The organism is Acidiphilium acidophilum, assembly GCF_033842475.1.
Classification (GTDB): domain Bacteria; phylum Pseudomonadota; class Alphaproteobacteria; order Acetobacterales; family Acetobacteraceae; genus Acidiphilium; species Acidiphilium acidophilum.
Window position 1 is genome coordinate 156,371 of record NZ_JAWXYB010000001.1, and the last position, 24,794, is coordinate 181,164.

A 24,794-nucleotide genomic window follows, 5' to 3' on the forward strand; every position below is an offset into this window, starting at 1 on the left:
GACTCCAGCTGAGCAGCAAATGCGTAGGCAATGACGCCCGCAGGGAGCCGGAAGGTCATATGTGGCACGCAAGGGGAAAACTACCTTTTGCGAGCAACTTTAGTCGCAGAAGCACGGGGCAGGGTTAAGTCGCGATCAGTAGTTTTTGTCAGAAGGCCCTGATCTTATTACTTTTTTGTGCGCATTTAAGCGATATAAACGCTCGCAACTGGTAGCTCTTACACTCGCAAAAAGTCGCAGTTGAATCATCGAGCGTCGTTGCCACAGGACGCTCGCAGAAGGTAGTTTTTCAAAGAGGCAATGGTCCGCAAAATAACATTAACCTCCTGTTTTTACGGTTTAATTGTCAGGACGAGGCGGTCGAATAAATCCGATTCGTAGAAAGTAGTTTCTCGCTGTATCAGAGCGTCCGGACCAAGCGCCACCACGTGATAGCACCTGCTTGTTGACGATGTCGTAGCCGAGTCGCGAGAAGTAGTTTTTACAAGGTAGGGGAGGGGAGGGGAGGGGCCACCGTCTTGCATCGATTGGCTCTCCCTAATTCGCAACTGAGGTCGTAGGTGGGTCCTGGCTGCGGCGGAGCAACAAACGAGGCTAGCAGAATGCGATATCCGAACCCTTAACGTTCCAGCTTCAGTGTAGCCAAAAACGGCCCGCAATGCGGAAGCGTCTACGGTTGCTTTTGCTTACAAACCAAGGGGTCTATCCAGTAGAAGGAGCATTTGACCAGTACAATAGGTTGCCGAACGTGCTATCACAAGCTAGTCCTCCGGGCGCCACGATTTACAGAATGATGTGAAAATAGTTTCGATCTTTGAGCTACTCAATAAGATCGCTTTCCGAGAACAAAAATCACGGAAGCGTTCCGCAACAAGATCAACGTCTGGTCGGTCTTGCTGTGGTAAACTATTTCGAGCTACTTCAGCCCATTTGGAGTAAATGATGCTACCTTGGCGCGGGAAATATGAAGTTTCACCGTTTTGGGGTGGCATAGAAAGAAGATCGACCACTTTGTCTGAACCTTGATCCCGGCGCACAGCACGGCCAACCCGGCTCGACTCAAGCTCTCGTTGAACTTTCACCCTCTCTGGCGTAGGCGCAATCCCCCAAGTCAGCGTTACCCCCGCAACGGACCGTCCGGATTTGTAGGGCAATGCGGATACGGTAAAGCCGGATAGCTGGTTGACCTCGGCTATCGCTGGGCCGAGGGCCTTGCGGTTGAACGCATCCCACTTCATAAGCTTACCCGCCGGAACGCCGAGTTTTTCGCGCAAACTATCGATCGAAAATTTTTCCGTGCTGCGTGTCAAGTTGATTCGCAGCGAAACCAGTTCGTAAAGACGCAATGCATAACGACTTTCGAATGCCATTACAGCTTGGCGGGAAAGGATGGCCCAATGGACCGAGTCTTTCATTACTCGCCGCAAAGTATTTGAAAGCCGATAACCAACCATCGCGGAATCCTCTTCCGAGTCGGTACGGCTGACTGAGTGAATAAGAGGGTCAAAATAGAGCTCCGGCAAGCCCGTCCTTTCATTGAGGGCGCGAAGGCCAAGCTGGACAAACATCAATTCTTTAACCGTAGAGATAAACTCATCGAGCGTAAGATGCATCGAGGTATTCAGGGCAGCAACGGGTACTCGGTGCTCCACATCATCAACCGCCTTGCTCCCCGCTTCTTTGATAAGGAGATGCAGAAGCTTAGCTGCCCGAAGGGATAGTCCCTTCCTGGTCGTATCAAATTGCATATCAAGCACTTCACCCGCACCTACAAGATCATTCGATCGAGCTGAGCGGTCTGTGATAGCTTGGATGGTGGGGACTCGGGTCATCTCAAAACTACCCTGTCAGCAACCGGGTAGCTTTTCAAGTGGCTTTTTTCTGCCGCCAAATCCGTGATCGAAGATATGGCTCGTAATAAGTAGCTTTTCACTCGCAATAGGTTGCTCCTGCTCGCAAGATGTAGCTTTTGAGCTCGTGCAAGGTAGTCATTCAAAACGTAACCGGTAGGTTTTAACTCGTAATCGGTAGCCGTTTTTGAAAATACTTCACATATTTCCTAAATCCATTCGTCTCTGAACCTTCGAATCTAAAAGAACAATAGAACGTACGATCGCTCAGATAGTTAGGTGTTAGCCTCGATGCGTCTCCGCCAGGGTAGCAACGTCAGCCCCCCCCCGAAGGGGACGGCGCGTCCGCTGTTGAATTGAGAGGAGCGGCGTTGCGTAGCCTGAGTTTGAAGGCTCGAGTATCGAATCCAAGGAGAAAGGCAGAGCGATGAAGGATACCACGCCCGAAGCGGCAACACTGCCTGGAATTGTAGAAGATGCTTGGGAAAAAGTAGCGGTCAGCTTCGAGCGATTCTGCTTCGTCGCTGGCATCGCGACGTTGAGCACAATGAAGAAGCCTGACGTGGCAGCAATGTGTGCGCTGCGTCATGGGTGTGGGGCAAGCAGGCTCGGCCGTTCCCGGAGTGAAAGGGTCGATCGGCTTCCATAGAAGCAAGGTCCTGGGCGAACGGCCACGGGTAGCGATAGGCCTGCCACAGATCGGGCTTCGGCATAGGGTTCATGATGTCGCTCATTCCGGAGATCTATCTACCGATAGGAGGGTCTCGATGAAAGGCATCGCGGTCGCGCTGGCGTCGATCACGCGATAGACGGCGCCGCGTCGTCGCGTCCCGCTGGCCCGGCGGCGCAGTTTGGCGCGCAGGAAGCGGGCCGCCTCTGCGTCGGTCGGGAAATCCCATCGCCGGGTTCGTCCTGTTGTGCCGATCCGGCCGAACGTGATCCTTGCATTGAGTAGGCCAAACAGATCGCGATCGATTTCGATCCGCCAACTGCGGAACCGGTTCTTTTCCGGAGCGCAGGCGCGCAATTCGAGCATGACGCCAGCCATGGCAGGCAGGGCAATCGCACTTCAGAATAGTTGTAGGAGGCTGGTGAGGTAGGCATCATCCCATCCGGCCCGTTTGAATTTGCCGCGCAGGGAGCCCCTGGTGGCGTTCTCTTTTTGCATGACGTTCAGGGCCATATGTCGCAGGACTGCGAGATTATTTGGGCTATTGCCCAATCTGCTTCGATCCTGATCCTCGTTCATGACGACATCGAGCCTCCAATGGAGCCGGTTTTCAATGCCCCAATGTGACCGGACAACCTCATTGAAGCGTTCGCTGGAGAGCACAGTGCTGAGCAGGTAGTAGGCGGTCTCAGTCGTGGTTTTGGTGGAGGTTTCGCGCATACGGACAATTTTGCCGATGGCGGCAAGACCCGGCCATCGGTGTCCCTCCTGCAACCAGGCGATATCGTCTGAAACGGTTGCGGTGCGGGTCTCGATACGACCATGATCAGCATCGACTGTGCGCGTCGTATTGGTTTCGTCGCACGGCACGCCGTTGAGAAACATGGAGACATCACCATGCAAGTTGCCTTGGTTCCCCTTCAGCGCGAGAACGTAATCACCTCCTTGATCGACGATTTGTTGCGCGATCGCACGCTGGCAGTTCAACGCATCGGTTGTCACGATCGTGCCTTTCAATGATAGCAACTTCAACAGTTTCGGCACTGCGGTGATTTCATTGGATTTGACGTCTGTGGCGATCTGCGCCAGCACGAGACGCTGTTCGCAACCCCAAGCGCTGACCATATGCAACGCCGATTTGCCGCGGGCATGATCGAAAGATCGACGAAGGACTTTCCCATCGATCGCCACAACACCCTCGATCGTCTTGGAAAATCGAGCCATGAACCGCTGAAACGCAGCGCTGAACTGCTCCGGATCGATCTGACGAAATAGCCGGCTGAACGTGTCATGGCTGGGTAGTCCGTTCTCAAGCTTCAGAAACCCCCGCAGAAACGACTCTTTCGCGCGGGCAAACAGCGCCATGTCGACAGCGCATTGGCCACCGCACAGAACCGTGCACAAGGCTATCATCAAAAGCTCATGGAAGTTGTGCAAAGCGGCATTACTGGTCCGCGGATCTTCCAAACCCTGCCAGCACGCAGCAAATTCCTCCAACGTGTCCTCCCCTGAAGTGTTTCACACGCCGTCGGTAGAATCGCTCCCGCTCAGTCACGCAAGCCCCCCTTATTCTGAAAATTTCAAGTGCGATTCCCCTGCATGGCAGGGGTTTCGATCATGATGGTGTGAGTCTAGGCGGTGTGGAATCTGATGAGAATCCCCCGATTCAGATAATATGGTCGACACTCGTGAGGTTGGCAGCTGAATGGCCGGTGGAGCGCATGACGGGGTTCACGAACTGTGTGAAGGCCCTGCAGGGCGACACTGTCAGCGGCCGCATTTTGGGGTTGCCTGAGTGACGGAAGGATACTGGATCCGCGCCGAGGCCGATCGTTGCGCGCCGCCATCAGAAAGCGGTGGAATTCCGTGGACCGTTTGATTATTAAGGGTCATGCCTCAGCCAACCAAAGGATGAGATAGGCTTGCCGGGATCAGCCTTGCCTGGACAGGGCGACCTATTCGGCGGAGGTGGCTGGGAGGCACCGGTGCGCGCAGCGACGGCGCCGCCGGGCTCAGAGCCAATCGATCCGCGAACGGTCGATGACAGACTGTTGCTGGAGAAACTGCCGCTCGTGGGATCGGTGGATTGTTCAGCCTTCGTGGATGAGGCCGTCCGCCGTCAGATCGCCGGGGCCGTTCCGGCGCTCGATGCGTTGTGCCGGCGGTTCAAAGGGTTCGGGATGACCCATCCGGTTCGCGAGCAAACCGTGGCCTTGGCGGGATTGGCCGCGATCGGTGGCCCCGAGGCAGCCGCAACGGTGCAACGATTGATCAATGATCATGTCGTTGCGGAGCCGGGTCTGTCATTGGCCCTGAAGGCGGCCGCGAGGCTCAGGGTACGGGTGCCACCGACCATCGTGCATGATGCGCTGAACGCGCGCGAACCCGATCTGCGCGCCAGCGCCTGTCGATGTGCGCGCTTTTGGCCCGCGGCGATTCCACGCCTGATCGAATTGCTCGAAGATCTTAATCACGACGTCGCCCGTGATGCCGCGATCGCCCTCGGTGTTGCGGGACGATGCGAGGCCGTGCCTTCCCTTGTCGGGCTCGTGATGCAAGAGCCGACGAATGAGGTCATCGAAGCGTTGGTGACGGTGGGTTCCGATGAATGTTTCGTGGCATTGGGACGCGTTGCCGATGTGTGGCCCGATCTGCGCCACCTGGTTATCCGCGCTCTGGCCGCCAGTGATCACCGCCTGGCCACCACGTTGCTTCGTCGCATCGACCCCGATCACCCGATGGTCGTCACGGACGAGCGCTGATCGAACAGACGGCGACACACGACACGCTTCCTTGTGCGTTTGCCGGCGATCACACGCGGGTTTGCAAGGCGGGGACGACTTGAAACGGACAGCCTTGCCGGCCTTGATCTTGATCGGTTCTGCCGTGCGCGGATTGATCCCATCGCAGGCCTTGGTCTCGTCCACAGTGAACGTGACGACGCCGGGCAAGATGGATTTTCCGGTCTGTGGCAGGATGCCGACGATCGCTTCAAATAGATCGTCTGCAATGCAATCAGCTACGACGTCGGTAACCTGCGGCAGAACGAGACCGGTTTCGACCGGTGGCGCCGGCATCGTTATGTGGCTGGCAGCCCCTCGCACTGCGTCGTGTTAAACACGGTTAAGTGTTTCAAGAACGGGAGCTTCCTCGCCGCCCTCCGCCCTCCGCCGCGCGCCGACGTTCATCATCCGGTGTGAGTTGGTCCGCGTAGACAACAATTATGCCCCGCATACCTTGCGCGCATGGCCGCCGAGGCTGAGCGCTTCACGGCAATCTCCGAGCCTGCAGCTCTTGCTGGGCCACACCAAAATCGAGATGACCGCGAGATATTTGGGCATGTCGTGAAGGACGCGCTGGCTCTTGCGGAGCGTACCAAGGTGTGATTTCGGCTGAGCGCGAATGGGCCAATCGGCAATGATCATCACCTGCTCACTGCCACGAGCAGGTGACTTTGCCGTTTGCGACCCCACGCCAATCAGCCGAGGGAACAGATCGGACTTGCTGATCGATATCATTTATACTACGATGATATCATCGTTTTCAAGACGGCTGGATTGGATAAAATGCCCGCAGTTACCATCCGCAACATCTCAGAGGAAACGCATCGCGCTTTGCGAACGCGCGCACTACAGCACGGTCGCAGTACCGAAGCTGAAATCCGCGATATTTTGGAATCGGCGGTCCGTCCGGAGGGGAGGGTCAAGCTTGGTTCGCTTCTCAATGCCATTGGCCGCGAGGCGGGGCTGTCGGAACAAGAGGTGGCGGCTCTGCACAACCGCGACAAAACCGCCGCCAGTCCAATGGATTTTGAATGATCCTTCTCGATACGAATGTCGTTTCCGAGCCGTGGAAGCCAGAGCCGGCTACGCGCGTCCTCGCATGGATCGACTCTCAGGCGATCGAGACGCTGTATCTGTCGGCTATCACGATTGCAGAACTGCGGTTCGGCATCGCGTCCCTGGCGGTCGGCAGGCGTCGACAAGTATTGCACGATCGCCTGGAGGGAGAGGTACTGCCCCTCTTCGAAGGGCGAGTGATGGCCTTCGATTTGCCGATTTCGGCGGTCTATGCCGAATTGATGGCGCGGGCGAGGGGGGCTGGAAAAGCGATCGGCGTTGCTGATGGGTATATTGCCGCCACGGCGGCCCAGCATGGGTTCCTTGTGGCGACGCGCGATACCAGCCCCTTCGAAGCCGCAGGTTTGACTGTGATCAATCCCTGGGATTTTCTCTCTTGAGCGCCTCACCCACCGTTCCCGGGCAATATGAGCCATCCCGGAAGGTTCCGTTGGGACAACTCCGCGCGGCAGCCATTTCGATATTGCCACAGCTACAAGAAACCGGTTCGAGTGCTAACCAATCCAGGGGATTGATTTCTCTACCTTTGCCATCGCCTCCGCTCAAGATAAAGGTGGTCTATGTTCGAGGTTGATCAGAAGACCGAACTTTTCGAAGTCCGCCGCCTCGAAGTCAGCGATGTCGAAGACTACCGCACCATTCGTCTGGCCGCCTTAGCCGGCGCTCCGGACTCGTTTGGCTCGGTGTATGAGGTGGAGCGGGATCGGCCCCTTGCGGAATTCACCGCGCGGCTTGCGACATCGACAATATTTGGGGCGTTTGCCGGTGGGCAGATTATTGGAATGGCTGGGTTCAAACAGGAAACGGGCCTGAAACATCAGCACAAAGGGGTCGTCTGGGGAGTGTATGTCCGGCGGCAAGCGCGCGGCCAGGGGATCGGAGCCGCGCTGGTTGCGGCCGTTGTCGAGTATGCGCGGGACGTTGTTGATCAGCTGACGCTGACGGTGGTGCAGGGCAATGATGCGGCGCTGGCCCTCTATCAGAAATGTGAATTTCAGCCATACGGCATGGAGCCGAGGGCACTGAAAACGGCGGTGGGATATGCTGATGAAGTGCTGATGTGGCGCCAGCTTGGCTGAATGCCTATGCTGCGGTCGAACAGCCGCTTTGCGCTCATGTCCGCCATAGCCGGCTTCAAGCCCAGATCCTGATAGCGGACCATCCGGGCGGTCGCGCTAAAGTCCAGGTCTGGGACAAAACCGTCATTCCCATGCCGCAGGTTCAGCGTCAGCTCTTGTCAGAAGCCGACGTCCAGCGCTTGTCCGCGCGGCGTGCGTCGCGACGGACCATGGGACGGTCGCGGACTGGCAGCTGACGGTTTCGCTACTTTGAAGAGCAGCCAAACGTCCTCAGCCCGGGGTCGCGTGGAAGTCGTGAATGACGGGGTCGCTCCGAACACCCTAGATTTTCGGGAAACGGTCGGCGGACAGCCCAGGGCGCTTAAGCATGCCCATGTAGAGTGCGATCTGGATTGTGTAATGGCCTACTGCCTGCCGTCGTCCTCTCCGCCCTCCTCGTCGTAGCCGGACTTGATGTAGGCCGCGACGTAGCGATCGCTGCGGCGGAGCAACAGGTCTGATTCACCGAGCAGGTCGTCCGCGGCGACCCGTCTGTCATGTGTGCGGGCGGCGCCCGCCGGCGTCGCCTCAGCGATATTCTCGATGCTGCTCGCGGTGATGCCGGCCTTCGGCTTGGAGCCGGTCGCGTTGGTCCCGCTGGCGAACCCCGCCTCCTCGTATTTCGAGTCGGACGAGGGGCCGGTCGCCAGGCGACGCCGCCCGGCGAATGCACCGGATCGGTGCATATCCCGGTTGCCCGAGCCGGATGAACGATGCATCATGACATGGGGGCTTGCTTTGATAAACATGGGAGCTTGCTTTGATAAACATGTATTTGCTGGGTTCTTGCGCCCGGCTCGAACACTGCACCGGCATTTACGCGAGCGAGTGCGTGCTGACGCCGGCGGCGTCAGTGGACCGCTTCGGGTTTCCGGCGTGAGCGGAGCCGCCGCCTCGCCTCCCGAGATGCTGAAGGGTCGCTATCTCCTGACGGAGACGGTCCGTAAGGGCGCCCAGGCAAGTGTCACGCAGGCCTTCGATCGCCAGGCTGGCGCCATGGTCGCGATCAAGCGCGTCCGCTTCGGGCCCGATGACGCGCGCGGGCGGGCGGGCTTCGAGCGCGAGGCCGGGTCGCTCCAGGCGCTGACCCACCCAAACATCGTCCAATTGATCGAGATCGATCGCGACGACGAGGGCCACTGGTTCCTCGTGCTCGAGTGGATCGAGTGCAACCTTGAGGACGTCATCCTTGCGGACGGCCCAATGTCCTGGACGCAGTTCTGGGACACCTACGGCGAGCCCCTGCTGGACGCGATATGCTTCGCGCAGAACAGGACGGAGCCGATTGCCCACCGGGACATAAAGCCGCGCAACATCCTGGTCACCGATCGCGGCGTGGCGAAGCTCGCAGACTACGGGATCGCCAAGCTGCTCGACGACGGCGGTTCGTGGGCCCCGGTGGCCGGGCACACTTTCCGGTTCGACCGAACACCGGGCTATGCACCGGCCGCGCCGGAGCAGGCCCATGTCCTCACGCGCGACTCCTATGCGTTCGCGGCGGTTGCCCTCTCCTGCGTGACAGGTCGCGTCTTTATGAGCGATGCGGACCTCGCGGTCGGCGTGCAGGAGGCGGTGCTGCCGGAGGCGGTGCGCGCGGTCCTGCTCGCATGCCTCGACGCCGACCCGACCCGCCGCCCGCCCCTGGCGTCTCTGCTCAAGCAGCGCCTCGAGCAGGGCATGCTGCGCGAGCAGATCGGCCGCGAGCCGGTGCTCGAACTCTTCATCCAGTTGAACCCGCGCACGCGCATCGCCCTGCAGCGGCGCTTCGACGCCGACGACGACGTCCTGATCGAGCGCTTCGTCCAGGACGAGCTCGGCGAGGTGTGCGGCGTCATCCCAGGCACGCCCGTCGAGGCGGAGCGCGACCGGCTGGAGCTCATCGGCCCGACCTGGCGGTTCGACGCCATCGTGGCGGGACGAAACGGCGAACTCGTCCACGTAACGCAAGCGAGCGAGATCGGCGCGGGCCTGGCGTCAGATCTGCGCGAGGCCGCCCTGGTGAGGCCCGTCGCGGTCCGGTTCGGACGTCCGTCGGACGCGGAACGCGCCGGGCAGCAGCTGGCCCTCGCACTCGCCGAGGCCCGGACGCTCGCGGAACGTGTCGCCGAGGAGCGCGCCGCGCGCGCCTCGGGGCGGATCTTCAGGGTCTGGCGGTCATATCTTAGGGACCGGGCTGACCTCGAGGCGAAGCGCAGCAGCGCGATCCAATACGTCGACCGATCGTTCGCGGGCGACCTCATCGTCTTCACGACCGAGATCGCGCAGCCGGACGACGTGGTCGGTCAGGAGCGCGTGGTCTCATACCAGGGCGGGCGCGTGACGGGCACGATCACCGCTGTGTCGTTCAACATGCTGACGATGGAGGTCGTCTTCGGCGATCCCGGCAGGCTGCCCCGCCGCGGCGAGATCTCGATCAACACGGCCGCGGCGCAGCGCGCGCTGACCAACCAGACGAGAGCCCTCGACGCCGTCGTGTTCGACCGCGCCGTCGGCGACCGACTCAAGCCGATTATCCTCGATCCCTCGTCCGCGACGGCCCCCATTCCGGTCGACGACGTCGTCCCAACGGACAAGCACTTCGACGACGAGAAGACCCGCATCCTGCGAAAGGCGCTCGGCGTCCGGGACATACTGGCGGTCGAGGGTCCGCCGGGTACCGGCAAGACAAAGCTGATCGGCGAGATCATCGTGCAGTGGCTGCGTCGCAACCCCGGCCACCGCATCCTGCTCTCGTCGCAGACACACATCGCGCTCGACAATGTGATCGAGCGCATCGTCGAGCTCGACGGTTCCGTGGACATCATCCGCATCGGACGGACCGACGATGCGCGTGTCGCGGAGTCGAGCCGGGCGCTGCTGCTGGAGCTGCGCGTCGAGGAGTGGATCCGGCAGGTCCGCGCAGCGGCCGAGGCGGACATGGCTCGCTGGGCGGCCGAGAAGGGCGTCGATCGCGCCACCGTAGCGGTCGGCATGAAGGTGGAGCGGCTGCTGGGGATGCTCGGCAGGCGGGACGCCATAGAGTCCGAGATCGCCGAGCTGACCGAGGAGAAGCAGGAGGTCGAGGCCGAGTTGTCGGAACGCGCCGACGGTGTCGATCCGGACGAGGTCGGCGAGGAGGCGACCCAGCTCGACACCGACATCGCCGAACTCAGGCGGGAGCTGAAGAAGCTCGACTCCGACATGGCGCTTCTGCGGACCGAGATGTCGACGATGAGCGAATACGCGGCCGGACTCGCGACGACGGAGGACCCTGCGGACCTCGTCGAGTGGGCCGCTCACTTTCTGGCCGGCGATGAGCTCGTCCAGGCCTGCCGGGCGCGCCTTTCCCTGCTGGAGGAGTGGCAGCTCCGCATCGGCAGGTCGCCCGATTTCAACGCCGCCATGCTCTCGGCCGCACAGGTGATCGCAGGGACCTGCGTCGGCGTCGCCGGCGTGCGCGGGATGGAGGACGTCGAATACGACCTCTGCATCGTGGACGAGGCGTCGAAGGCCACCGCGACGGAGATGCTGATCCCGATGGCGCGCAGCCGTCGCTGGATCGTCGTCGGCGATCCGAGGCAGCTGCCGCCCTTCTTCGACAACCTCGGCGAGGACCTCCTCAAGGCGTTCGACGACCGAGAGATCCGCGCGACGCTGCTGGACCGGCTGCTGGACGAGCGCGACGGGCTGCCGCGCGAGAATCGCGACCGCCTCGCCCACCAGTACCGCATGATCCGTCCGATCGGCGAGCTGGTCAGCAGGTGCTTCTACGGCGGGCTGCTCGAGAGCCCAGTCACGGACCATGGACTCAACCTCGACCTCGCGCTGGCTGCGCCCGTGACTTGGCATTCCACGCACCTGCTGCCGAACCGCGAGGAGCGCCGAGAGGGCGACACTTTCTGGAACCCGGCCGAGGTCGCCGCCGTCCGCGACCTTCTCCTGCGGCTCCAGTTCGTCGGGAAGGCGAAGAAGCGCCGCATCTCCGTCGCGGTGATCGCGGGCTACACCGCGCAGGTCCGCGCCTTGCGCGAGATGATCTCGCAGGGGGTCGCCGAGTGGGCCGACCTCGACGTCGAGTGCAACAGCGTCGATGCGTTTCAGGGTAGGCAAGCGGACGTCTGCATCTACTCGGTCGTCCGTTCGAACCCGCGCGCGGTGCTGGGCTTCCTCAAGGAGCGGCCGCGGCTGAACGTGGCGCTCTCGCGCGGCAAGACCGCGCTGGCGATCGTCGGCGACCAGATGTTCTGCCGGATGGCGCGCGGGGCCAATCCCTTCCGCCCCGTGATCGACTTCATGGATGCCCACGAGGACACCTGCGTCACGCTGGAGATCGCCCGATGACCCCCGAGGATGTGGCGCGGGCCAACCAGTTCCGGGACGGCTTCGAGCTGGTCGACTACGCAGAGGTCGGGCTTCCGGTCTTCCGGCTCACGCTCGAGGCGTTCACGACGAGCCAGCGTGCGATCCCCACCATCCAGGAGTTCACCATGCGCTGCCTGGCGCTGGGCGAGACGCGCGAGGAGGACATCGCGCGGATGCTCGGCCTCAATCGGGACGTCGTCGAGGGCGCGATGAACGTCCTCGTGACTGAGGGGACCGCGAGCCGGATAGCCTCGCCCGATGGCCTCGACGTCTTCCGCCTGACCGAGTTAGGCGAGGAGCGGCTGGCGCAGGAGCTGATTGAGGTCATCCGCGAGGAGACACTTGTCGTTGACTACGACGGCATCCGGCGGACCCCGATCAGGCTGGCCGGCGAGAACGTGGTGCGCGCTTCGGAGCTCAAGTCAGCGGGCGCGGTGGAGATCAGGCCGTATCCGGCGGAGCCGCCCTCTGTCGACAAGCTGTCGATCCCCGAGGTGAGCCGGGCGATCAGGCGGGAGGGCGGTGACGACTTCAACCGGACCGTTCTGGGGCTCAGGAAGGTGCTGCGCCGGAACAACGTCTTCCGCGACGCGGTCGCGCTCGTGTTCGCGCCCCTGAAGGGCGAGGAGATCCAGGTGGCGTTCGCGATCGGCGGCAAGCTGTCCGAATCCCACGAGCGCGCCTTCGCGTGGCACGGCGGTCCGAAGAAGATGGGCTTCGTCAGGACGGTCGCCGGCGACCAACCGCGCAGGCGTCTGGACCGGCTGCTCGGTCGCGACACTGTGCGGGACTGCGTCCCCGACGAGCAGCTGGTGGCCGCGCGGCAGGAGGAGGCGTCGGCGGTCGCCGAGGTTCAATCGGTCCGCCCCGCGGCTGCGTCCGCTGGCCGCTCGTCCGGACCGGCCAGGGCGCTGGCCGCGGCCGAAGAGCGGCTGGCGGTTGCGCGCCACACGCTGGTGAGGATGCCGTTGCGGCCCTTGGCGTGCTACGAGCAGGACGATCTGCTGTTCGAGGCGCTCAAGCAGGCCAACCGGGAGCTGCTGGTGACGAGTGCTGGGATGCAGCCGACGAGGCTGAACGGATACGTCCTCCGGGAAATCGACCGGCTCATCTCCGACGGTGTGAAGCAGCGGTTCACGTCGTTCCTGGCACCGCAGGTCGAGCCGCGCGGCGGAGACCATTACGACCCGCTCTCTGAGCTCACGAAGCGCGCCAATGCCGGTCGGCTCCGGCTTGAGCAGGCGGCGCGCGGCGAGTTCCATTTCCTCGTCCAGGACGACCGCCTCGCCGTCATCTCGACGCGGCCGTTCTTCGGAGACGTAGTGCGGCGGTCAGGCTTCTCCCGCGTCACTGGCTACGTAGCGCGCAAGCCGAGGCTGGTCGAGCAGATCAGGGCGCTCGCGGAGCGCAGCGCGACGGCGAGGAAGCGTGGCTGAAGGTCCTCGGGTGTGGGCGGCCACGCGCGTGGGCCTCGTACGTACCGCCAACGAGGATGGCTGGCGCGTCGGCGGGATCGCCGGCGACGCGCCCGACGGGAACTGGTCCGGGTCCCTGCCGAGCACCCGTCCCTGGGTTCTGGTCGCCGATGGCATGGGCGGCCACGGCTCGGGTGACGTGGCGAGCTCGGTCGCGCTCGACGCGCTCTGCCGCCATTTCGATCGGGACGGCGCTTCCGACATGCGCTCGGCGATCGCCGAGGCGAATTGGGCTGTGTTCTCGGCGATGGACGAGGCGCCGGGTCGCAGGGCCATGGGGACGACAGTGGCGGGTTTCCGCCGCGCCGGCGGCGCGGTCAGCGTCTTCAACGTCGGCGACAGTCGCGTCTACCTCGCGCGTGACGGCGGGCTGAGCCTCCTGAGCGTCGACGACACGATGCCGCGCCGCGCGGCGGGACGCAGCCACGCGCTCACCCAGTCGCTGGGCGGGACCTCCGTGCCGCTGGCGCTGGATCCTCATGTCGTTTCGGTCGAACCCGTCGCCGGCGACGTTCTGCTCGTCTGCACCGACGGGCTGACCGACATGCTCGGAGAGGCGGAGATCGTTGCGGGTCTCCTTGCCGGAATTGCAAACCCCGCAGCGGCACTGGCTAACGCCGCCGTCGAGGCGGGCGGGCGCGACAATGTGACGGTGGTCGTCACAGAGTTTTGAGGCGGAGATCGCACGCCGACACGCCCGGCTTCTCCCGCCGCCAAGTCATCAAACGGCAGCGTTCGTCAGAACCAGACGTTCGCCGGGACAGGGTTAAACGACCGGCTCTGGTCGTCACCCGTCGGTGCGTCCCTGGCTGCCAACAGCAGCTTATCTCATTTTCAGCTCCAAACCGGACTGTCAGCAATCGGCCAACTCCCGCCATTAGCGGAAGCTCAGTATTCCCCGGGATCGCCTTCTCGTTGACGATTACGCGGTCCCGCGATCCTGGCAAAATGATCGGCGCTGCGCACGGTTTCTGACCCAGATCACATTTTTTTCTTCAACGTCGGTGACGCCTTGAACCTGACGGTTTTGCCGGCCTTGATTTTGATCGGGGTGCCGAGACGCGGATCGACGCCTTTCCGTGCCTTGGTCTTTCGCACCGTGAAGGTCCCGAAACCCGGCAGCGTGAATTTGCCGCTCTTTTTCATCTCCGCCACGATGGCATCGACCAATGTGCCCGCAACCTTGTGCGCCGCTACAGCGGTGATCTCAGTAGATTGCTGAATGGTTTCTGCGATAAATGCCTTCGTCACCCTATATTCCCCTCGTTGTCTTTGCCGCTGCCCATCGGCGGGCATCCTCCTACCAGAAATCATCAATATGCCAATTCGACCAGGGGGATTAACGCTCATACGCCAGCCCATTCGCCTGATGATCAGCCCCTTGCTTGCCTTCGATGTTCCACATATGTTCGCGTCCGTGGATCGAGGAGCTACGAATGAGTTTGGCAGGTAGTTATAACGGGGGGAACACAACCGGGTTCGCGTCGCCGGCCGCTGATAGCCTGGAAGGTCCGATCGATCTGGCTGAAATCCTGGATCTGCGCCGCGCCAACCGCTATCCGGTGCGGGTTTCCGGTGAGGCCCTGATCGAGCGGGGCATTCTGCCGGGTGACATCCTGATCGCGGATGCGGCTGCCCCGCCGGCGCACGGCAAAGTCGCGATCGTCATGGTTCATGGCGAGGTTTTGGTGGCGCAATTGGCCTATCGCGGCGGTGAATGGTGGCTGCGGCCGGGGCGGCTGGGTGATGTTGGTCAGGTGGTCCCCGACGATGCCGAAATCTGGGCGATCGTGAGCGGCCTGGTGCGGACCAGCGTCTGATCATCGCAGAAATAGGGATCAAGCCTGATGGCGCTGTATGGCCTGATCGATGGCAATTCGTTCTATTGCTCCTGCGAACAGGCGTTCGATCCCGCGCTGCGGGACAAGCCGGTTGTGGTTCTTTCCAACAACGACGGGTGCGTGATTGCGCGTTCGGCTCTTGCCAAGGCGGTTGGCATCAAAATGGGGGATCCGTGGCACCTGATCAGGCGACGTCCGGAATTGAGCGAGGTGGTCGCAAAATCGTCTAATTATTCCCATTACGGTGATCTCAGCCGGCGCGTGTTCGAAATCCTGGGCGCCCATGTTCAACGTCTCGAACCCTATTCGATCGATGAAACCTTCCTTGATCTGGCGCCGGTCACTGGCGACCTCATGGAGTTCTGCCAGATGCTGCGCGGCGCGGTCCGCCAGATCGCGAAGATCCCGACCTGTGTAGGGGTCGGTCCCAGTAAAACAATTGCAAAGGCCGCAAACAAACTCGCCAAGTCCCGACCCGAACTGAATGGGGTGTGCGATCTGCGCGACGAGGCGACGCGCGTGGCCCTATATCAGGACCTCGGGATTGGCGAGGTCTGGGGGATCGGCGGCAAGACCGCTGAGAAGCTTGCTGCCCGCGGCGTCCGGACTGTCGCGGATTTCCTGCGCCTCGATCCGCGCAAGGTGCGCGATATGATGTCTGTGGTGGGTGCGCGGGTACAGGCGGAATTGCGCGACGTGTCGTGCCTGCCGCTGTCGCTGATGGCGCCGCAGCGCAAGGGGATCGCGGTGACGCGTAGTTTTGGCATGCCGATCACCGATTGGTGGACGATGCGCGAGGCGGTGGCATCCTACGCGACCCGCGCCGGCGAGAAATTGCGCGAGCATGGTTTGCTCGCCAGCACAATGACGGTTCTGCTCCACACCAACCCGCACAATGGCGATCCCTGGTACAGCAACCAGCATTCGGCGCGGATCGAGGCGACCAACGACACGACATCGTTGATCGGGGAGGCGATCCGCATGCTGGAGCCGATGTGGCGCGCGGGGTTCCGGTATTCGAAGGCGGGGATCATGCTCGGCGAGTTGATCGACGCGGGCAGTCAGCCGATGTCGCTGTTTCCGACCAAGGATCCTGTGCGGTCGGCGCGGGCGATGGCGGCGCTTGATGCGGTCAATGGCCGGTTTGGTCGCGACACGTTGCGCCCGCTCGCAACGGGGATTTCGCGCACCTGGACAGCCAAGGCGATGAATTTGTCGCCCCGCTATACGACGCGGGTTGGCGAGATCCTGGTTGGAACCGCCTATTGAGGGGACGCGCTCTCGAGGGCGCCTTACAGGTTTGATGGCCTTGGCGGGCCGCAAGGGGCTATGAACCACATGCGATCAGCCGCTGGAGGGGAGGGACCATGACCGAAGAGGAGGTGAAGCGGCTCGAGGAGATGGCGCGGACGCTCAGTGCCTCCGGTGCCTACCGCGTCCTGCGCAAGCTGGCACCCCGCTTGCCGGTCGCGGTCGAACCTGGCACGCCAACCCGGCCAGGATTATTCGTCGATGTCGAAACCACCGGGCTCGATCCCGAAACCGATGAGATCATCGAAATCGCGATCGTGCCGTTCACCTACGCGCTTGACGGTCGGATCATCGATGTCGGCGAGCCCTTCCAGTCCTTTCGTGATCCCGGTCGCCCGATACCGCCCGAGGTGGTGGCCCTGACCGGCATTACCGATACCATGGTCACGGACCAGACAATCGATCTGACGACGGTGGAGGGAATGGTGGCCCCTGCCGCTCTCGTGGTCGCACATAATGCGGCGTTTGATCGCCGTTTCATCGAGCGACTATGTCCGGCCTTCGCGGGCAAGCCCTGGGCGTGCTCGATGACGGAGGTCGATTGGGTCGCGGAGGGGTTTGAGGGTCTGAAACTTGCCTATCTCGCGATGGGGGCGGGTTTCTTCTACGACCGGCACCGGGCAGCGAATGATTGCCTCGCGGCGATCGAGCTGCTGGCCCTGCCACTGCCGCATTCGGGCACGATTGCGATGAGCCGTCTGCTCGATCGCGCCCGGGGCGTGACGTGGCGGGTCTGGGCCGAGGGCGCGCCGTTCGATCTCAAGGATGATCTGAAACGCCGGGGTTATCGTTGGGGTGGTGACACGGGGTTCCGGCCGCGGACATGGTATATCGACGTTCCGGAGGCGAAGCAGTCCGATGAGATCGCCTATCTCAAGACCAAGGTTCTGGATGCGGGACGGGAACCGACGGTGCAGCGGATTACCGCCTATGACCGGTTCTCGAAACGTGGCTGAATCTGCGGCCGGCCAGCCGGATGCTTCAAGGATGTGAGGCTATCTCTCGCGGTTTGGCCCAGCCGTGTAGTCTGGATGTCAGATGGGCTTGCGGAGGACCAGATCGACAAACGCGCTCATGCCGGTATGGCGGGGGCCTTCGTTCAGTTCCGTGATCTGGTCGGCGAGGTGGATCAGTTCAAAGCCTGGAAATGCCGCCAGCAGCAGGTCCACAGTATAAAGATTTTCGACTTCAGGCGGGCCGCCGGTTTTGAATTCAAGCTGCTTTGGTGTGTAGCCGCGCAGGAAAATCCGGCCACCCGGCTTCGCCGTTTGTGCGATGCCGGCAAATGCCTTGGAGCGTGCGGCAGGGTCCAGGAATTGAAAGAAAATCCCGACCACCACGTCGTAGGCGTTCGGCGTCCATGACCAGGTTTCTATGTCATGCTCAACCATGTTCACCGAGACACGCCGCTCGTCGAAAAGTTTCTGAGCCTTGGCGATCGCGGTATCTGAAAAATCGAAACTTGTGACGTTCATGCCAAGCTGCGCCAGATAGGCGCTGTTACGCCCTTCACCATCCGCAACCGAGAGCGCGGTATCGCCGGCCCGCAGTAAACTTTTGTGGCGTACCAGAAGTTCGCTGGGCTCCTTGCCGAAAATATAATCGTCGATCGCGTAACGCTGATTCCAGGTCTCGCGTCTTGTCGCTTGGTCCATGTCGCATTTTCTCCATGAGCGAAAGAGCCGCTCGCCTTCTGGCAGTGATAGCTAAACTTGAAACCGTGTGGAATGTTGGGGGCACAATTCTCGTCGGCCTCACCTGATGTTTCGGTCATGTGAGAGCATCGATCAAGCGCCGCATGGTTGCTGGATCGACGGCACCGGCGACCGGTGGTGTAACCTGACGTCTGGAAATTCATTTTGGGTTGGGAGTTGGTGCCCTTGCCGGGGCATGCCCCGGCAAGGGCTGTTCATTCTGGTATTCCATGCAGTTGTTCACACCAACATGGAGACCGATGAATGGACGCCAAAAAGGATACGATTATCGAGGCACTTTTGGAACATCTGATCGAAAACGGCGCAGGCGATATCGCCACGGTATTTGCCAGGACCTTCGAACTCGCCATGCAGATCGAGCGCGAACGCTTCCTCCACGCCAGTCACTACGAGCGCAACCCCGATCGTCAGGGTTACGCCAATGGCTACAAGCCCAAGCGGATCGATACCCCGGCCGGGTCGATCACCGTCGATGTCCCCAAAACCGCCGGTCACGTGGGCGAACCCTTCTACCCACAGTCCCTCGAACGCGGCCGACGCTCGGTCCGCGCCGTCATGGTCGCCGTCGCCGAAATGTACATCAAAGGCGTCTCCACCCGCGACGTCGAGGCCGTCATGCGCGAATTCGGCATCGAAAGCCTCTCCTCCGCTCAGGTCAGCCGCGCCAGCAAGCTGCTCGATGACGAACTCGCCGCCTGGCGCACCCGACCCCTCGCCGAGATCCGCTACCTCATCCTCGACGCCAGATATGAAAAAATGCGCGATAATGGCGTCGTCCGCGATGCCGCCGTGCTCTCGGCCATCGGCATCGGACCCGATGAACGCCGCCGTGTCCTCGGCGTCTCGGTCGCCCTTTCCGAGGCCGAAGTCCATTGGCGTGCCTTCCTCGAAAGCCTCCATCAGCGTGGCCTGCGAGGCGTCGAATTCATCGTCTCCGATGACCATGCCGGATTGCACGCCGCACGCCGCGCCGTCTTCGGCGCCGCACACTGGCAACGATGCCAGTTCCACCTCGCCCAAAACGCCATCCACCACGCCCCCAACCACGCCATCCGCAAACGCATCGGCGCAGAACTCCGGACCGTCTGGAACGCAAATTCCCTCGCCGCTGCCCAGATCGCTCTCACAACCCTCGTCAATGCCTATCGCGACACCGCACCAAAGCTCGCCGATTGGCTCGAACGAAATATCCCCGAAGGCCTCACCGTCTTCACACTGCCAGAACCCCACCAGCGCCGGCTTCGCACTTCCAACCCCATGGAACGCGGCATCCAGCAGGAACTCAAACGCCGCACCACCAAAATCAGGGTCTTCCCCAACGAAGCCTCCCTCGAACGCCTCGTCAGCGCCGTCCTCGTCGAAATCGATGAAAAATGGGCCGCCGACACCAAGGGCTACATCAAGTGGGACTACCAGGATGCCTGACCCCCGCTCGCCCTATTTTCCAGACATCAGGTTGCTCAATCCGGCGACCAGCGTCAGCCCGACGAATGCCAGGAGACTTTGACACATCGCATTGCCGCACCGCTTGCCCCGACAATCCCCGTTCGCCCCTGCATTCCATCATCACCGAAACGTGAACCGGCGGGTGCGGTTTGCATTATGCACTTGCGATCCGGCTCGCAATGCTTCCGGCTGGAGGTGTTGTGATGGAACTCGCGCTAGCCAATTCCCGACCCTACGGGGCGGATGCCGTCCCGATTGCGGGCAAACTGCCGACTGTCGATATTCGAGCCGCGTTGCCGCATGCCGCGCCAACGCTGGGCGGGCTGATGCGCCTGTTGGTGTCGACCTATCGTTTGAGTCGTGGTCCGGGTCGATTGATGCCGGTGGAGTTCTTGCAGCATCGGCTGTGGGATCGCGAGCTGATGCCGGGCGATCGAGCACGTTTCGTGGGGCTTGCCGCGCAGAGCTTATTTCATCGCACGACCTGCGATTACGGCTGGCGCGCTGTCGCCGATGACAAGCTCATCGCGCAAGCGACCTTGTCGGCAGCCGGTATTGCCGCCGTCCCCGAAATAACCGGGGTCGCGCATCCGACCCGGGGCCTGGATGGTGCCGCGGCGTTGCGCTCGATCGATGATGTTGTCGTGTTCCTGCGCGATCCGTCGCAGTATCCGTTGGTGGCCAAACCGATCGATGGCGTGTTCAGCGTTGGGGTGATCCACGCGGTATCGGTCGATCCGGCGTCGGACACGATCCGCGGAGTGACCGGCGCTACCGTGCCGATACCGGCTGTCGCAGCCCGCATCCTCGATTATCGGGGCGGGTATCTGATCCAGCGCGCCCTCCTGCCTCCAACTGAACTGGGCCGGGTGCCGGGTGGACGGCTCTGCACGGTTCGGGTGCTGGTGTTGCTCACGGATGCCGGCCCGGTCATCCATCGCGCCGCCCTGAAAATCCCGATCCGGGTGAACGAGGCGGATAATTACTGGCGGGAGGGCAACCGGCTTGGCGCGATCGACCTTGCCACGGGTGAAGTGACGCGGGTGATGACGGGGAAAGCGACATCGTTGCGGCGCGATCCGATCCATCCTGATACGGGGTGCGCGATAGAGGGCGTCACCGTCCCGGACTGGAACGATCTCCGATCCCTGGTCACGCGGGCTGCGCCATTGTTTCCGGGAATCAGGACGCAATCCTGGGACGTCGCGATCACCGACCATGGGCCGATTTTGCTTGAGCTGAACTGGGGTGGTGATCTTTACCTGCATCAGATTGCCCACGGCGCGGGTGTGCTCGATGATGCCTTTTGCTCGCATCTTCGCGCCTGTGGGTTCCAGGGGCGGTTGCCGGGGTAGGGGAGGGAGAGGGGAAGGGGAAGGGGAAGGGGAAGGGGAAGGGGGAGATGCTCTCGATCGCGCCGAAAGGAAAGACCAGTCCTGCGACGCCGTTGTCGCGGCGCGAGGATCAGTTAGTGCGCCGCGCGTTCGGGCGCTATGCGGTGTTTGCGGAGCGTGTGCCTGCGGCCGATATCGTCAAGCGCGTCCAGGACTCCGGACCCGGTCACTGGATCCTGTGCGACTGCCTCGGCAGTTCTGGCGAGGACCGTCCACCCGCGCTGGTACCGGTCGCGTCGAGCCATATTCGTCGTCATACCAATGTCTGCTGGCCGCCGCATGCACCCGACTGCGATTTCTTCCGCGAGCCGGAGGAGCAGAAACATGTCACAGCGAGTTTTCGGCCGGGAGATCAACCGCCCTGTCTGATCAAGGGTTATGCCCTGGAATCCCCGGCCTATCGGGTTCATCTCACCGGTGTAAGCCATGCCGAAGAACGATCTCCGCTTGCCCGCCTGCTCCTCGGGCTGGTTGAAGAGGCCGGATTACAGCGCGTGCGCCCCGGCTGGGTCGTGGGTGATCTCTCTGGCCAGTATCGCGCCCTGCGTCAGGCGGCATCTCAGATTGAGCTCGCCGACAAGGTGTATCTTCGCTCCTATCTCGAGACTTATGCCCCGCAGTATGAGGCCTTTCGTCTGCGCATCGAGGAAACGCCGGCGAAGACGTTCCGCAAATCCCGCCCTCATGGGATTTTCATCACGGCGGCGAGGTCGATTTCCGAGGGCATTATTGAACCGATGGAGGGGATTTCGATCCCGGTCATCGGGCGGCTCTCGATCTTCGGCGAGATCGAGGGTCACGGCAGAATCCACGACGCGGCGGCGCGGCGGCCACCTTATCTGGTGGCGGCGCTGGTCGCACGGCCCGACAAGGATAGTCCTGCCGCGATCCTGCGCGCCTATGCCCATCCGGTCGCATCGCGCTCGCATCTTTTACTACTCGACAGCGACAACGAGCGCTTGACCTTGCACAATCTGATCGACCTGCAGGGATGGCTGGCCAGGGCGCGGAACGTGTTGATGACGATCGAGAAGCCGCAATTCGATCTCGGGCCCGAATTCGACCCGGCGGCACCGGACGCGAGTGCTGACGCGCGGCCGCCGATCATTCCGGATTTCGTGGTGAGGGCGAAAGCGGCGAGTGGGCGCGAGGCCACGGTGATCGTCGAGACCATGGGCTATGACGATGAGCGCTATCTCGAACGCAAGCGCCATGTTCATCCGCTGATGAGAGCGGCGCTTGGTGGCGCGCCGATCGTCCTGCATCATCCGCGTCGCGCAGGATCGAAGGTCACGCCGGACGACAAGGAATTCAAGCGGCTGCTGCTCCGTTCGCTCTTTCAGCAGATTGATCCGCCCGGCGATCGGCCTCTCCAGCAGGCATCGGCGTAGTCCAGCATCTGCCGTTTTGGGTTTCACGATAAAGTGAAGCCCTTCCCCTCTCTGACCTGTACGCAGTTGCAATCGCGGTCGCGAAGCTCTCCGGTGAAGGAGATTGATCATGCGTGTTGCTTTAGCTGTTTTCCTGGCGGGTCTGCCTGGTCTGGCAATCGCGGCGTCGGGTCCCGATTGTGCGGTTTCGTCTGCGAGCCTGGGGCAGGTGGCGTCGACCCATCCTCTGGCGTTACCCACCTATCCCGCGCCGGTGATGCCCACCGCGAACCGGCCGGTACTGGCGTCGCTGACCAAGGTGCCGCTCAAGACGAAACCGGCGGCGCCACCCTCAGCTCCTCCGACGCAGCTGGCTCACACCGTCGATCCACCCCTGACACCCTCCGTCGCTGCTTTACCGGCGGCCCAGCCTGTTGTGGCGCCACCGTCCGCGTCAACACCAACGCTCGCAACGACGTCAGGATCACAGGCGGCACCGGTTCTCCATTCGGTTCGTGACCTGCCGATGCCCACCGGGGTCAAGCGGATTCCGGCCGCCGAGATCGCCTCAGTCCCTGCGTTACGCCAGATCGCCTCCCATGGTGCGAAGCTCTACGATATCGGCACGGTGGACGGGATGCGGGGCGTTTTTGCCCGGAGCGGGTCGCTGTTTTCCGTCTTCTACATTGCCCCCGATGGCCGTTCGGAGATCCAGGGTGAGATGTGGAGCGACCACGGCAAGAACATCACCCTTCGCCAGGTGGCCGCTATTCCGGGTGTGCTGCCTACAGTGACGATCGGTCGGATCGGCAAGCATCAGCAGGTCACCCATGCGTTCGTCCATCGCAGCGGTCCGTCTGCTGTCGTTCCCGCGACGGCCACAGTTCCAACCCGCACGACCCGATCACCATCCCCGGATGCCCCTCTCCCGGTTCCTGCCGGCCCGGCGCAGAAGGCGAAGGAAGTCGCCTCGGTATTCCGGATGCTGCGGTCGACCGATCACGGGACCGTCGGACCGGAGAACGCTCCACATCTCTGGATGCTGATCGATCCGATGTGCATCCATTCGATCCACGCGATGCAGGCGTTGGCTCCCTATGTGAACGCGGGAAAACTCCGCCTGAGCGTCATTCCGTTGTCGATCCTGGATTACGAGGACAAGGGGGAGAGCACATTGAAGGCGAAAGTGATGGTCAGCCGCGCGCCGACCCGGATGGTCGCCGACTGGATCGACAAAGGGTTGCCGGAGACCGCCAGCGCTGGCGCTACGGCGCGGCTGGCCCGCAACATGGCGGTGGCGCACGACATCGGGTTGACCGGCACGCCGACCTTGCTGTGGCACACGCGTGATGGGCTGATCGGCCGGAGCGATGGCGATCCGGGCGATCTTGCCGCGATCATCGCGTCCCTCCCACCGCCAACCTGATCGGCGCCCAGCATGACTCGCAAACGGGCGCGCGCGGGAGTGAGCCAGGCGAGGAAGCCGGTCGGGCGCCCCCCCAACGGACATCATCATCCCCCTGAACAATTGGAGTTGCCTTTATGGACGAGCCTCAATTCCCCGATCCGCGTGATGCCGAAGCCTGGATCGAGCGACACGGTTGGGACGCCCTCACCATATTCCGGATCCCCCGCTCCGGACGACGCCTCCAGGGAATGACGGCGCGGATGGTCGAGGCCTTATGCAATCCCACCAACAGCGACTGGTTGAGGCGTGGCATCATCAGTTCTTCGGCGCGGGATGCGCTGGATGCCGCGCGGGATGCGACGCATCTGGCGGCATTGCTCGATGAGCGCCTCGATCGCGTATTCGCGGCCCATCCCGGTCGCGCGGTGGACATCAGTAGCGGACAGGAGGGGTGAATGGCTCGGAAGGGACAGACCGGACGCGGGTCGCAGGACCCCAAGGATCCGAACCAGGCGGCGGGCATGTTCAAGCGGGCGTTCCGGTGGGGGGTTAGTCCGAACGCGATATTCGGGACCGATGAGATCCGGACGAACGCCCGCTATATTGGCGACATGTGGTCGGACATTCAGAGGGTACCGCCGCATCGTCGGCGCCGGCTGACGCCGGAGGGGACGTACGATATCGTCGCGATGGCGTTCGATTATGGCAGGTCCCCGGACCAGATCCGGATGATGATGGCGAACTCGCGGGTGATTGCGGCGCGGGCGAGCCGGATCTACCTGGTGTCGGGGATCCTGCTGCTGTTGTACTGGGCCTATCGGGTGATGGTCTCGCCGGTCGGCCTCGGAAATATCTTCTATGTCCTGCTGGTGCTGGCGATGGCCGTATGGTTTCTCGTACTCTCGTTTTTCAAGGCGATGGAGACCTGGCGTTTGCGAACCCAACGACCCGGCACCTTCACCGAGTTTCTGCACACGGAGGACAGCTGGTGGCCG

The 24,794-nt window shown here is 62.2% G+C and carries 22 protein-coding genes and 1 pseudogene; 16 read left to right on the plus strand and 7 right to left on the minus strand.

Translation table 11 applies throughout. From position 1 onward, the window contains the following. Nucleotides 1-761: 761 nt before the first annotated feature. From SIL87_RS00800 to SIL87_RS00810, 3 genes are all read right to left on the minus strand, one after another. Nucleotides 762-1,832, minus strand: coding sequence for a replication initiation protein (locus tag SIL87_RS00800; RefSeq protein ID WP_319612415.1), 1,071 nt, complete (start codon nt 1,830-1,832; stop codon nt 762-764). Between the two features lie 748 nt (nt 1,833-2,580). Further along, complete coding sequence (locus SIL87_RS00805) at nt 2,581-2,886, minus strand: WGR domain-containing protein (protein ID WP_288006380.1); 306 nt, start codon at nt 2,884-2,886, stop codon at nt 2,581-2,583. 33 nt (nt 2,887-2,919) lie between these two features. Then, complete coding sequence (locus tag SIL87_RS00810) at nt 2,920-4,017, minus strand: ISAs1 family transposase (protein WP_319612416.1); 1,098 nt, start codon at nt 4,015-4,017, stop codon at nt 2,920-2,922. Nucleotides 4,018-4,571: 554 nt separating this feature from the next. Here SIL87_RS00810 and SIL87_RS00815 point away from each other — a divergent pair. Continuing rightward, nucleotides 4,572-5,282: a HEAT repeat domain-containing protein gene (locus tag SIL87_RS00815; RefSeq protein ID WP_319612435.1), complete on the plus strand. Its 711-nt coding sequence runs from the start codon at nt 4,572-4,574 to the stop codon at nt 5,280-5,282. A 54-nt stretch (nt 5,283-5,336) separates the two neighbouring features. Here SIL87_RS00815 and SIL87_RS00820 read toward each other — a convergent pair. Further along, nucleotides 5,337-5,597, minus strand: a pseudogene (locus SIL87_RS00820) (HU family DNA-binding protein); the annotation flags it as partial. A 489-nt stretch (nt 5,598-6,086) separates the two neighbouring features. Here SIL87_RS00820 and SIL87_RS00825 point away from each other — a divergent pair. From SIL87_RS00825 to SIL87_RS00835, 3 genes are all read left to right on the plus strand, one after another. Continuing rightward, nucleotides 6,087-6,338: a FitA-like ribbon-helix-helix domain-containing protein gene (locus SIL87_RS00825; RefSeq protein ID WP_288006372.1), complete on the plus strand. Its 252-nt coding sequence runs from the start codon at nt 6,087-6,089 to the stop codon at nt 6,336-6,338. Further along, a complete protein-coding gene (locus tag SIL87_RS00830) occupies nt 6,335-6,760 on the plus strand; it encodes a type II toxin-antitoxin system VapC family toxin (RefSeq protein ID WP_288006369.1) in 426 nt (141 codons plus the stop codon). Before SIL87_RS00825 ends, SIL87_RS00830 begins: the two co-directional genes overlap by 4 nt. A gap of 180 nt (nt 6,761-6,940) precedes the next feature. Beyond that, nucleotides 6,941-7,459 carry a GNAT family N-acetyltransferase gene (locus SIL87_RS00835; RefSeq protein ID WP_288006366.1) on the plus strand — a complete coding sequence of 173 codons (519 nt, stop codon included), beginning with the start codon at nt 6,941-6,943 and terminating at the stop codon, nt 7,457-7,459. A 404-nt stretch (nt 7,460-7,863) separates the two neighbouring features. On the opposite strand, the gene SIL87_RS00840 is transcribed toward SIL87_RS00835, so the two are convergent. After that, nucleotides 7,864-8,247 carry a hypothetical protein gene (locus SIL87_RS00840; protein ID WP_319612417.1) on the minus strand — a complete coding sequence of 128 codons (384 nt, stop codon included), beginning with the start codon at nt 8,245-8,247 and terminating at the stop codon, nt 7,864-7,866. Between the two features lie 127 nt (nt 8,248-8,374). On the opposite strand from SIL87_RS00840, the gene SIL87_RS00845 reads away from it, so the two are divergent. The 3 genes from SIL87_RS00845 to SIL87_RS00855 are packed head-to-tail and all read left to right on the plus strand — an operon-like array spanning nt 8,375 to nt 13,987. Continuing rightward, complete coding sequence (locus SIL87_RS00845; RefSeq protein WP_319612418.1) at nt 8,375-11,818, plus strand: AAA domain-containing protein; 3,444 nt, start codon at nt 8,375-8,377, stop codon at nt 11,816-11,818. Then, the gene (locus SIL87_RS00850) at nt 11,815-13,275 is read left to right on the plus strand and encodes a hypothetical protein (RefSeq protein WP_319612419.1); all 1,461 of its coding nucleotides are present in this window, start codon (nt 11,815-11,817) and stop codon (nt 13,273-13,275) included. Before SIL87_RS00845 ends, SIL87_RS00850 begins: the two co-directional genes overlap by 4 nt. Nucleotides 13,276-13,303: 28 nt before the next feature. Beyond that, entirely contained in the window at nt 13,304-13,987 is a 684-nt protein-coding gene (locus tag SIL87_RS00855) for a PP2C family protein-serine/threonine phosphatase (protein WP_319612420.1), read from the plus strand. A 308-nt stretch (nt 13,988-14,295) separates the two neighbouring features. Here the strand turns inward: SIL87_RS00855 and SIL87_RS00860 are convergent, their stop codons facing one another. Continuing rightward, nucleotides 14,296-14,565, minus strand: coding sequence for an HU family DNA-binding protein (locus SIL87_RS00860; RefSeq protein WP_319612434.1), 270 nt, complete (start codon nt 14,563-14,565; stop codon nt 14,296-14,298). Nucleotides 14,566-14,750: 185 nt separating this feature from the next. Between SIL87_RS00860 and SIL87_RS00865 the strand changes: the two genes are divergently transcribed. From SIL87_RS00865 to SIL87_RS00875, 3 genes are all read left to right on the plus strand, one after another. After that, entirely contained in the window at nt 14,751-15,134 is a 384-nt protein-coding gene (locus SIL87_RS00865) for a LexA family protein (protein WP_286839626.1), read from the plus strand. A 27-nt stretch (nt 15,135-15,161) separates the two neighbouring features. Next, nucleotides 15,162-16,424, plus strand: a complete 1,263-nt coding sequence (locus tag SIL87_RS00870; protein WP_319612421.1) for a Y-family DNA polymerase — start codon at nt 15,162-15,164, stop codon at nt 16,422-16,424. Between the two features lie 98 nt (nt 16,425-16,522). Next, a complete protein-coding gene (locus SIL87_RS00875) occupies nt 16,523-17,422 on the plus strand; it encodes a 3'-5' exonuclease (RefSeq protein WP_319612422.1) in 900 nt (299 codons plus the stop codon). Between the two features lie 78 nt (nt 17,423-17,500). On the opposite strand, the gene SIL87_RS00880 is transcribed toward SIL87_RS00875, so the two are convergent. Next, nucleotides 17,501-18,121, minus strand: coding sequence for a class I SAM-dependent methyltransferase (locus SIL87_RS00880; RefSeq protein ID WP_319612423.1), 621 nt, complete (start codon nt 18,119-18,121; stop codon nt 17,501-17,503). A 303-nt stretch (nt 18,122-18,424) separates the two neighbouring features. Between SIL87_RS00880 and SIL87_RS00885 the strand changes: the two genes are divergently transcribed. The 6 genes from SIL87_RS00885 to SIL87_RS00910 all read left to right on the plus strand — a co-directional run. Beyond that, the gene (locus SIL87_RS00885) at nt 18,425-19,606 is read left to right on the plus strand and encodes an IS256 family transposase (RefSeq protein ID WP_319612316.1); all 1,182 of its coding nucleotides are present in this window, start codon (nt 18,425-18,427) and stop codon (nt 19,604-19,606) included. Nucleotides 19,607-19,830: 224 nt separating this feature from the next. Then, nucleotides 19,831-20,982 (plus strand): sugar-transfer associated ATP-grasp domain-containing protein, encoded by a 1,152-nt coding sequence (locus SIL87_RS00890; protein WP_319612424.1) that lies wholly within the window; start codon nt 19,831-19,833, stop codon nt 20,980-20,982. A 47-nt stretch (nt 20,983-21,029) separates the two neighbouring features. Further along, the gene (locus SIL87_RS00895; protein WP_319612425.1) at nt 21,030-22,412 is read left to right on the plus strand and encodes a hypothetical protein; all 1,383 of its coding nucleotides are present in this window, start codon (nt 21,030-21,032) and stop codon (nt 22,410-22,412) included. A gap of 109 nt (nt 22,413-22,521) precedes the next feature. Next, the gene (locus SIL87_RS00900; protein ID WP_319612426.1) at nt 22,522-23,817 is read left to right on the plus strand and encodes a hypothetical protein; all 1,296 of its coding nucleotides are present in this window, start codon (nt 22,522-22,524) and stop codon (nt 23,815-23,817) included. A gap of 116 nt (nt 23,818-23,933) precedes the next feature. Then, the gene (locus SIL87_RS00905) at nt 23,934-24,254 is read left to right on the plus strand and encodes a hypothetical protein (protein WP_319612427.1); all 321 of its coding nucleotides are present in this window, start codon (nt 23,934-23,936) and stop codon (nt 24,252-24,254) included. Then, nucleotides 24,255-24,794, plus strand: a 540-nt coding sequence (locus SIL87_RS00910; RefSeq protein WP_319612428.1) for a hypothetical protein, incomplete at its 3' end; no start/stop codon positions are given.